This is a genomic window from Rheinheimera sp. A13L, from assembly GCF_000217935.1.
Taxonomy (GTDB): Bacteria; Pseudomonadota; Gammaproteobacteria; order Enterobacterales; family Alteromonadaceae; genus Pararheinheimera.
On record NZ_AFHI01000038.1, the window covers coordinates 1 to 7567 of the forward strand.

The 7567-nt window shown below is 45.3% G+C and carries 7 protein-coding genes; 3 read left to right on the top strand and 4 right to left on the bottom strand.

Going from position 1 to position 7567, the window contains the following annotated elements; genetic code table 11:
- The first annotated feature begins 257 nt into the window (after positions 1-257).
- A complete protein-coding gene (gene hemE / locus RHEIN_RS16160; protein WP_040555295.1) occupies positions 258-1346 on the top strand; it encodes a uroporphyrinogen decarboxylase in 1089 nt (362 codons plus the stop codon).
- Positions 1347-1411: 65 nt separating this feature from the next.
- Here the strand turns inward: hemE and sthA are convergent, their stop codons facing one another.
- Together sthA and RHEIN_RS16170 are read right to left on the bottom strand one after the other, a co-directional pair.
- On the bottom strand, positions 1412-2827 hold the full coding sequence (gene sthA / locus RHEIN_RS16165; protein ID WP_008900053.1) for a Si-specific NAD(P)(+) transhydrogenase: 1416 nt from the start codon (positions 2825-2827) through the stop codon (positions 1412-1414).
- Positions 2828-2979: 152 nt separating this feature from the next.
- Positions 2980-4098, bottom strand: a complete 1119-nt coding sequence (locus RHEIN_RS16170; RefSeq protein ID WP_008900054.1) for an acyl-CoA desaturase — start codon at positions 4096-4098, stop codon at positions 2980-2982.
- A 96-nt stretch (positions 4099-4194) separates the two neighbouring features.
- On the opposite strand from RHEIN_RS16170, the gene fabR reads away from it, so the two are divergent.
- Entirely contained in the window at positions 4195-4812 is a 618-nt protein-coding gene (gene fabR, locus RHEIN_RS16175) for an HTH-type transcriptional repressor FabR (RefSeq protein WP_008900055.1), read from the top strand.
- Here the strand turns inward: fabR and trmA are convergent.
- Positions 4809-5903, bottom strand: coding sequence for a tRNA (uridine(54)-C5)-methyltransferase TrmA (trmA, locus tag RHEIN_RS16180; RefSeq protein ID WP_008900056.1), 1095 nt, complete (start codon positions 5901-5903; stop codon positions 4809-4811). The genes fabR and trmA overlap by 4 nt on opposite strands.
- A gap of 169 nt (positions 5904-6072) precedes the next feature.
- Between trmA and murI the strand changes: the two genes are divergently transcribed.
- Positions 6073-6861: a glutamate racemase gene (gene murI / locus RHEIN_RS16185; protein ID WP_008900057.1), complete on the top strand. Its 789-nt coding sequence runs from the start codon at positions 6073-6075 to the stop codon at positions 6859-6861.
- 1 nt (position 6862) lies between these two features.
- Here murI and RHEIN_RS16190 read toward each other — a convergent pair whose 3' ends face one another.
- Complete coding sequence (locus tag RHEIN_RS16190) at positions 6863-7354, bottom strand: RNA recognition motif domain-containing protein (RefSeq protein ID WP_008900058.1); 492 nt, start codon at positions 7352-7354, stop codon at positions 6863-6865.
- Between the last annotated feature and the right edge of the window lie 213 nt (positions 7355-7567).

Genomic DNA, 7567 nt, shown 5'->3' on the forward strand with positions numbered 1-7567 from the left:
GAAGGGTTTGCGCCATGGATGGCAGGCAAATAAAAAGCCACTAACGTGGCTTAAATGAGGTGTAACTTGCGTTACCAGGACTCGTTGAAACGAGTTTCTTTATTCTTGTTCTTTACTAGCGCAGGTAGTTTATAACAGATGTATTTTGGCAGGGCAACAGCTTTTTTCGTTGTGGGCAAATAGCTTTCAGTAAAAAATGGTGACTGATCGGACATCAGTGATAAACTAGTGATAAATCAAAAGATGGCAGATGATAGATGCAACTAAAAAATGATCGTTATTTAAGGGCCTTGATGAAACAACCAGTCGACCGCACTCCAATCTGGATGATGCGTCAGGCGGGTCGTTATCTTCCTGAATACAGAGCAACACGAGCTATTGCCGGCGATTTTATGTCGTTGTGCAAAAATCCCGAACTGGCTTGTGAAGTCACTTTGCAGCCGTTAAAACGTTATCCTTTAGATGCTGCCATCTTATTCAGTGATATTTTAACTATACCGGACGCCATGGGCATGGGGTTGTATTTTGGCGAAGGCGAAGGCCCACGCTTTACGAAACAACTGACCGACTTTATGGATGTGATGCAGTTACCTGTGCCTGATCCTGAGGTTGAATTACGTTATGTCATGGATGCTGTGCGTACTATTCGCCGCGAGTTGAATGGCGACGTGCCTCTGATTGGTTTTGCAGGCAGTCCATGGACTTTAGCCACTTATATGTTTGAAGGTGGCAGCAGCAAAACCTTCTCTAAAATCAAAAAGTTGATGTACACAGAACCAGAAGTGGTGCATATCCTGTTGGATAAGCTGACACAAAGTGTGATCTTGTATCTGAACGCGCAAATTGCAGCTGGCGCTCAGTCTGTGATGATTTTTGATACCTGGGGTGGTGTGTTAACTCCACATGATTACCGCGAGTTTTCATTAAGCTACATGCAGCAAATTGTTTCAGGTTTAACCCGTTTTGCGGATGGTCGTCCTGTGCCTGTCACGCTCTTTACCAAAAACGGTGGTTTATGGCTGGAAGAAATCGCAGCTACTGGTTGTGATGGTGTGGGTTTAGACTGGACCATTGATATTCGTCATGCTCGTGCCCGTATCGGCGATAAAGTGGCGTTGCAAGGCAACATGGACCCTTCCATCCTGTTAGGAACGCCGGAGCGCATCCGTCAGGAAGTTCAGGCCATTTTAGATGGTTATGGTATGGGGTCAGGCCATGTATTTAATCTGGGCCACGGTATTACGCCTGATGTGGATCCGGAAAAAGCCGGTGTCTTTATTGATGCAGTGCATTCATTCAGCCGCACTTATCATATGAATACCGAGATTGCCGAAGACGACGAGTAGAGTTTTTCTGTTTTGAGCAATAAAAACGCCAGCTTAATGCTGGCGTTGTTGTTTTAGCGGGCAGTTCAAAATAAGCGGTTTAACCCATTCATAGCTGCCACCCTGTAGGCTTCGGCCATTGTTGGGTAGTTAAAGGTGGTATGAACAAAATACTCTATGGTATTGCCGCCATTTTTTTGCATCATAATAGCCTGACCTATGTGTACAATTTCTGCTGCCCTTTCACCAAAGCAATGAATGCCCAGAATCTCTTTGGTGTCACGGTGAAATAACAACTTCAAACTTCCCACACTGGTATTGGCTATCTGAGCGCGGGCCAGATGTTTAAACTGAGCGCGACCTACTTCATAGGGAATACGGGCAGCAGTCAGTTCCTGCTCGTTTTTACCCACAGAACTCATCTCAGGTATGGTGTAAATACCTACCGGTATATCGTCAATCAGGTAGGTGCTGTAGTTGCCATGAATAATGGAATTCGCGGCAATGCGGCCCTGATCATAAGCCGCACTGGCAAGGCTTGGATAACCAATCACATCCCCTACGGCGTATACATTAGGGATTTCAGTCTGGTAGTTGTCATTCACTTTTAACTGACCACGGCTATCTGCTTTTAAGCCAATGGAGTTCAGATTAAGCTTGTCCGTGTTACCTGTACGGCCGTTGGCAAACAAGATGCAGTCGGCTTTCATTTTTTTGCCGGATTGCAGATGCAAAATAACGCCATCGTCACAGCCTTCAATCCGATCAAACTCTTCACCATGGCGAATAGTGACCCCTGAATTCCAGAAGTGGTAACTCAAAGCATCTGATATTTCAGCGTCCATAAAAGACAGCAGCCGATCTCTGGTATTGACCAAATCAACCCGTACACCCAGACCACGGAAAATCGACGCATATTCACAGCCAATCACACCAGCGCCAAAAATGATGATATGTCGAGGGTCGTCTTTTAATGACAAGATGGTATCGCTGTCAAAAATCCGGCTGTGGGTAAAATCCACATTCTGTGGCCGATAAGGCCGGGAACCAGTAGCCAGAATAATATGTTCAGCAGAAATAATCTGATCCGGTGAACCATTCTGTTCAATACGAATATGATGAGCATCGACAAAAGAGGCGTCACCTTGCAGTACTTTGACTCTGTTGCGGTCATAAAAACTGCTGCGTAACTGTACCTGCTTACGAATAACACCAGCGGCGTGTTTTAATATATGCGGGAAGGTCAGGTTAGAGGATTGATCATCCATCTGAAACAGCGGGTTTTCTTTGTATTCAATATAACGGCTGACTGAGTGACGTAGGGCTTTGGATGGAATAGTACCCCAGTGTGTGCAGCCGCCGCCGACTTGTTGATGGCGTTCAATTACAGCCACAGTTTTGCCGCTTTTGGCCAGATTCATGGCAGCACCTTCACCACCCGGGCCTGTGCCTATAATAATTGCATCAAAATCATATGTTTTGCTTTGAGTTGCTTTGACCACTGGTTTTTCCTTCGCTGACTGCACTTTTTATATTTAATCAGAAAACCTGAATTAAAGGCGATAAAAAAGGCAGCTTAAGCCACCTTTTTTATGTCCATGGAAGGACGGTACGTTGTAACTGTCGGGAACCTTGTTACGACGACTTCAAAACATCAGGCAAATTGTGCCGTTAACTGCTGCCAGCGCTTTTGTTGTAGCTGCAGATTCCGTCGTACTTCCTGCATTTGCTGCTTCACATCAAATTCATTGTACTGTTGCATCAGCTGTTGTTTTTTCTGCTGCAGCAGTACTTTCTTCACATCGTAGTAAGCGTGCATTTTTTCCATCAGCAATTCGTATTCATGCTCCAGGCGCTGCATGACCAGCTCTGCGTCGGGCAAATGTGATACTTTCGCCTGTGCACGTTTAAGTTGCATCTGTACTTTTGCTTTTTCAATACGATCAGGTGGGCAAACACGTAAATTACGGGTCAAACCCAACCAGGAGCAACTTTTTATCAACCATTTGGTTGGGTCAAACTGCCACCACTTAATGCCGTTACGATAATCGTATTCAAAAATATGGTGGAAGTTATGGTAACCCTCACCATAAGTTAAAAAGGCTAAAATGCCATTATCCCGGGCACTGTTTTGATCGGTGTAAGGCTGATTACCCCAGATATGAGCTAAAGAGTTAATAAAAAACGTAAAATGGTGGCTCAGTACTAAACGTAAAACCCCCACACTTAATAACATGCCGATATAGTTGTCTGTTAACCAGCCTAAAAACAGTGGTATACCAAAGTTAGTAGCAACGGTCAGTAACAGATAGTTTTTGTGTTGCCACATTACTATTTTATTGTTTTGTAAATCGCGGGCATTGCTGTAGTCAGCATAGGTATTGCTTTGGTATTCACGTAACATCCAGCCAATATGACTGAACCAAAAACCACGCTGAGCTGAGTAAGGGTCTTTGTCGTTTTGATCGACAAACTTATGGTGTACGCGGTGATCAGAAGACCAATGCAGTGCGCTGTTTTGTAAAGCAAAAGCGCCGCCTATGGCATAAACCCACTGCAGTATAGGGTGGGCGTCATAGGTTTTATGCGCCCAAAGCCTGTGGTAACCGGCGGTGATCGACATTCCGCAATAACCCAAGCATAAAATAGTGGCAATAATCTCTGTCCAGGTAAAGCCAACAGCTATGGCGTACCATGGCACCAGAATGGCAGCAGCGAGAAAAGTGGACGCAAACAAAATCACGTTGGTCCAGATAATAGGGGGTTTATTCATTTTGGGAACTTTAAGCTTACAACTGTAAGCTAATTTAGCCGTGCAAAGTTGCAGGGTCAAGCGTTAAAATGGGGAAGTAGCAAAAAGGAGTGAGCCGTGACCCGCGCACAACAAAAAGAAAAAACCAGACGCGCCATTATAGACGCAGCTTTTCAGCAGCTTAGCGCTGATAAGGGCTACTCAAGTTTAAGCTTGCGGGAAGTAGCCCGGGAAGCAGGTATTGCTCCCACTTCGTTTTATCGCCATTTTACCGATATGGATGAATTAGGTTTAACTCTGGTTGATGAAGCTGGTCTGATGCTTCGTCAGTTATTGCGCCAGGCCCGGCATCGTATTGAAAGCAATGGCAGTGTGATCCGAACCTCTATTGAAACCTTTATGGAGTTTGTCACAGGCCATAGCAATGTCTTTCGTTTGTTGTTGCGCGAACGTTCAGGCACATCTGCGGCTTTTCGTAGTGCGGTGGCCAGGGAGATTTATCATTTTGGTGCTGAGTTAGCCGATTATCTGCGTAAAGAAACAGACTGCCCGGCTGAGCGCGCGCAGATGCAGGCAGAAGCTATGGTGATCTTGGTGTTTCATGCCGGAGCTGATGCGCTGGATGCCACGGCAGAGCAGCGTAAACAAATCACCCAGCGCACTATTATGCAATTACGCTGGATGGCTCATGGTGCAGCCAGTTATGGCCGCAAAACCCAGTTATCGCAAAACTAGGGAGTAAGTTTGCGTAACCAGACACCAGATTCAATGTGGTGGGTGTAAGGGAACTGATCAAACAATGCAAAAGCTTTGATTTCGTGGGTTTTGCTCAACTGCTGTAAGTTCTGCTCCAAAGTCACAGGATTGCAGGAGATATAAATAATATCGTTAAATTGACTGACAAAAGCTTCAGTGGCTGGATCCAGACCAGCCCGTGGCGGGTCAACCAGTATGGTATCCAGTTGCAGCTCTGACAAATCCAAAGTCTTTAGCTGTTTACCTGTGGCCATAGCCGCACTGACGTCTTCAGCCGACATCTGCAGCACCTGCAAATTCGTCACCTGGTTCATTTCAATATTCAGCTGGGCTGATTTAATCGAACTGCGGGCGATCTCAGTGGCAACGACCTGACGGAAATAAGGTGTCAGGGCTAATGAAAAGTTGCCGTTACCACAATAGAGTTCCAGTAAATCACCTTTGAGCTGGCTGGAAATATCACAGGCCCATTCCAGCATCTGCTGATTTACTTTGGCATTCGGCTGGGTAAAGCTGTTCTCAATTTGCTGGTAACTTAAAGTCCGGTCTTTTACGGTCAGCTTTTCAATAATATGGTCGCGGTGCACCAACACTTTTTGTTTGCGCGAGCGGCCTATAAAATCCAGCGGCCATTGCTCTGCTAAGTCGGCTTTTAATAAGGCGGCTTGTTCAGCCCAATCGTCACTCAGCGGTTTCTTATAAATAAGAGAAACCAACAGCTCGCCACTTAAACCACTCAGATAATCAATCTGATACAACTTATTGCGCAGCGCCGGACGTTTTTTTAACTCTTCCAGCAGTACAGGCATAAAGTCGGCTATTTGTTTGCAGGCAACAGGGAAGTAATCAATACGCTGTTTTTGCTTGGTTTCAGAGTCAAACATAATGTGGAACAAATCGTCCCCTTCATGCCAGACCCTAAACTCAGCACGCTGACGGTAATGGCTTGGCTCGGAGCGGAATAACTCTAATGCTGGCAAGGTATAGGACGCAAAAAGCTGCTGTATGCCCGCTTGCTTTTCTGCCAGTTGAGTTTCATATAAATCCGGAAATACTTGCCCTAAAGCCATTGCCTGTCACCTGTTGTCGAAAAAGCGGCCTATTCTAAGGGCTTTTGCCTGAATGTCTATCAGCAAAAGCAAGCTGCAGATAAAAGTAGCAGAGCAACTGCCTTAGCGGGCGAATGTCTGGCAAAATAGCGCCTGAACTTTTACAAGATACTTTTCAGAAGACAGCGGCATGCGGATAGGTTTTATCGACAGTGGGGTAGGTGGTCTTTCTATAGTAGAGGCGGTACGTGCAGTGGTGCCTGCTGACTACTTCTATCTGATGGATAACAGATATCTGCCTTATGGCACTAAGTCTGAGTTATTTATCCGCCAGCGCTTAAAACAACTGACCGAACATCTGTTGACTCATCAGGTTGATCTGATTGTCATTGCCTGCAATACAGCTACTACTCAGGCGGTTGATTGGTTACGCCAGCAGTTTGATCTGCCTTTTGTTGGTGTAGTACCAGCGATAAAACCTGCTGCTTTATACTGTGCCGGTGAAAAGATGGCGTTGCTGGCGACTCCGGCTACGGTCAAAGGCCACTATATACAGAAGCTGGTCACTGATTATGCTGGTGAGAGTCAGGTGCAATTAGTCGGCAGCAGTGAACTGGTAATGTTGGCTGAGAAAAAAGTCTGGGCAAATGCTGATGTGAAAGCAGAAGTGGCCACAGTGATTAAAAACAGTGGCTTAACTGAGTTCGCACCTAAGGCTATTATTCTGGGCTGTACTCATTTCCCGTTTTTGGCTGAAGAGATCCGTTCTGCTTTTACTGAAGCTCCGAAACTTTTTGATACAGCTGATGCAATAGCCAGACGAGTGCAGCATTTAGTGGCAGGGCTCACATCTATATATAAAGAAAAGAGTCAGGATTGCTTTATTGCAACACAAGAGCTGACGGAACAGCAAAAACGAAGAGTCACACAGATGAGATTTGGCCAGCAGAACTGCTGGCCAGATTTATATCAGGACTAGTTTATTCGTCGTTATCGTCACCGTCCTGACGTTCTTTCGCTTCACGCACTTTTAAAGTACGTTCCTGGAACGCAAAGTCATTTAACTTCTGGATCATCTTGTTGGCATCTTTTGCTGCCACTTCAACAAAACCAAAACCACGGCGACGACCTGTCTGGCGATCTTTCATCAAACGCACGTTGACGACTACACCAAACTTCTGGAACAACTCACGCACAGCATCTTCATTTGCACGGTAAGGTAAGTTACCTACATATAAAGTGGCAGTTTCGCCGTCGTAGTTTGTTTTGGCTGCTGCAGGAGCACCAGTGCTGTCTAGTGAGGCACCTTTGACTTCTACCAGAATAGGCACCAACACACCACCCAGCACTATACCAATGACTACTGATACAGAAGCACTTAAAGCAAGATCAGGGATTAACAATAAAAGCAGATAAACGATGATGGCTAACGCCAGAGTAAAAGGTAAGGATCGTTGTAAATTAGCTAACATAAAGATTTCCTAAGTAATAAAGATGAAAGAGTCAGAGTAAATACATATAAATACTTAAAGCTCTTTCATATTAGCGACTAGTTCTTAAGCAGCCAACTATTAAATGCATGCTTACTGATATTGTTTTTGGAGCTATTTTGCCCATATTGACGGTTTAACCAGCAAACGATCACCAAAGCCTCAAAAAACTAAGATTTGGTGTTGCGCGCCGCC

Bases quoted from the DNA above. Each gene is read 5' to 3' on its own strand.
- trmA (WP_008900056.1), bottom strand. From the start codon at position 5,903: ATGGCTTTAGGGCAAGTATTTCCGGATTTATATGAAACTCAACTGGCA.
- murI (WP_008900057.1), top strand. From the start codon at position 6,073: ATGCGGATAGGTTTTATCGACAGTGGGGTAGGTGGTCTTTCTATAGTA.
- RHEIN_RS16170 (WP_008900054.1), bottom strand. From the start codon at position 4,098: ATGAATAAACCCCCTATTATCTGGACCAACGTGATTTTGTTTGCGTCC.
- RHEIN_RS16190 (WP_008900058.1), bottom strand. From the start codon at position 7,354: ATGTTAGCTAATTTACAACGATCCTTACCTTTTACTCTGGCGTTAGCC.
- hemE (WP_040555295.1), top strand. From the start codon at position 258: ATGCAACTAAAAAATGATCGTTATTTAAGGGCCTTGATGAAACAACCA.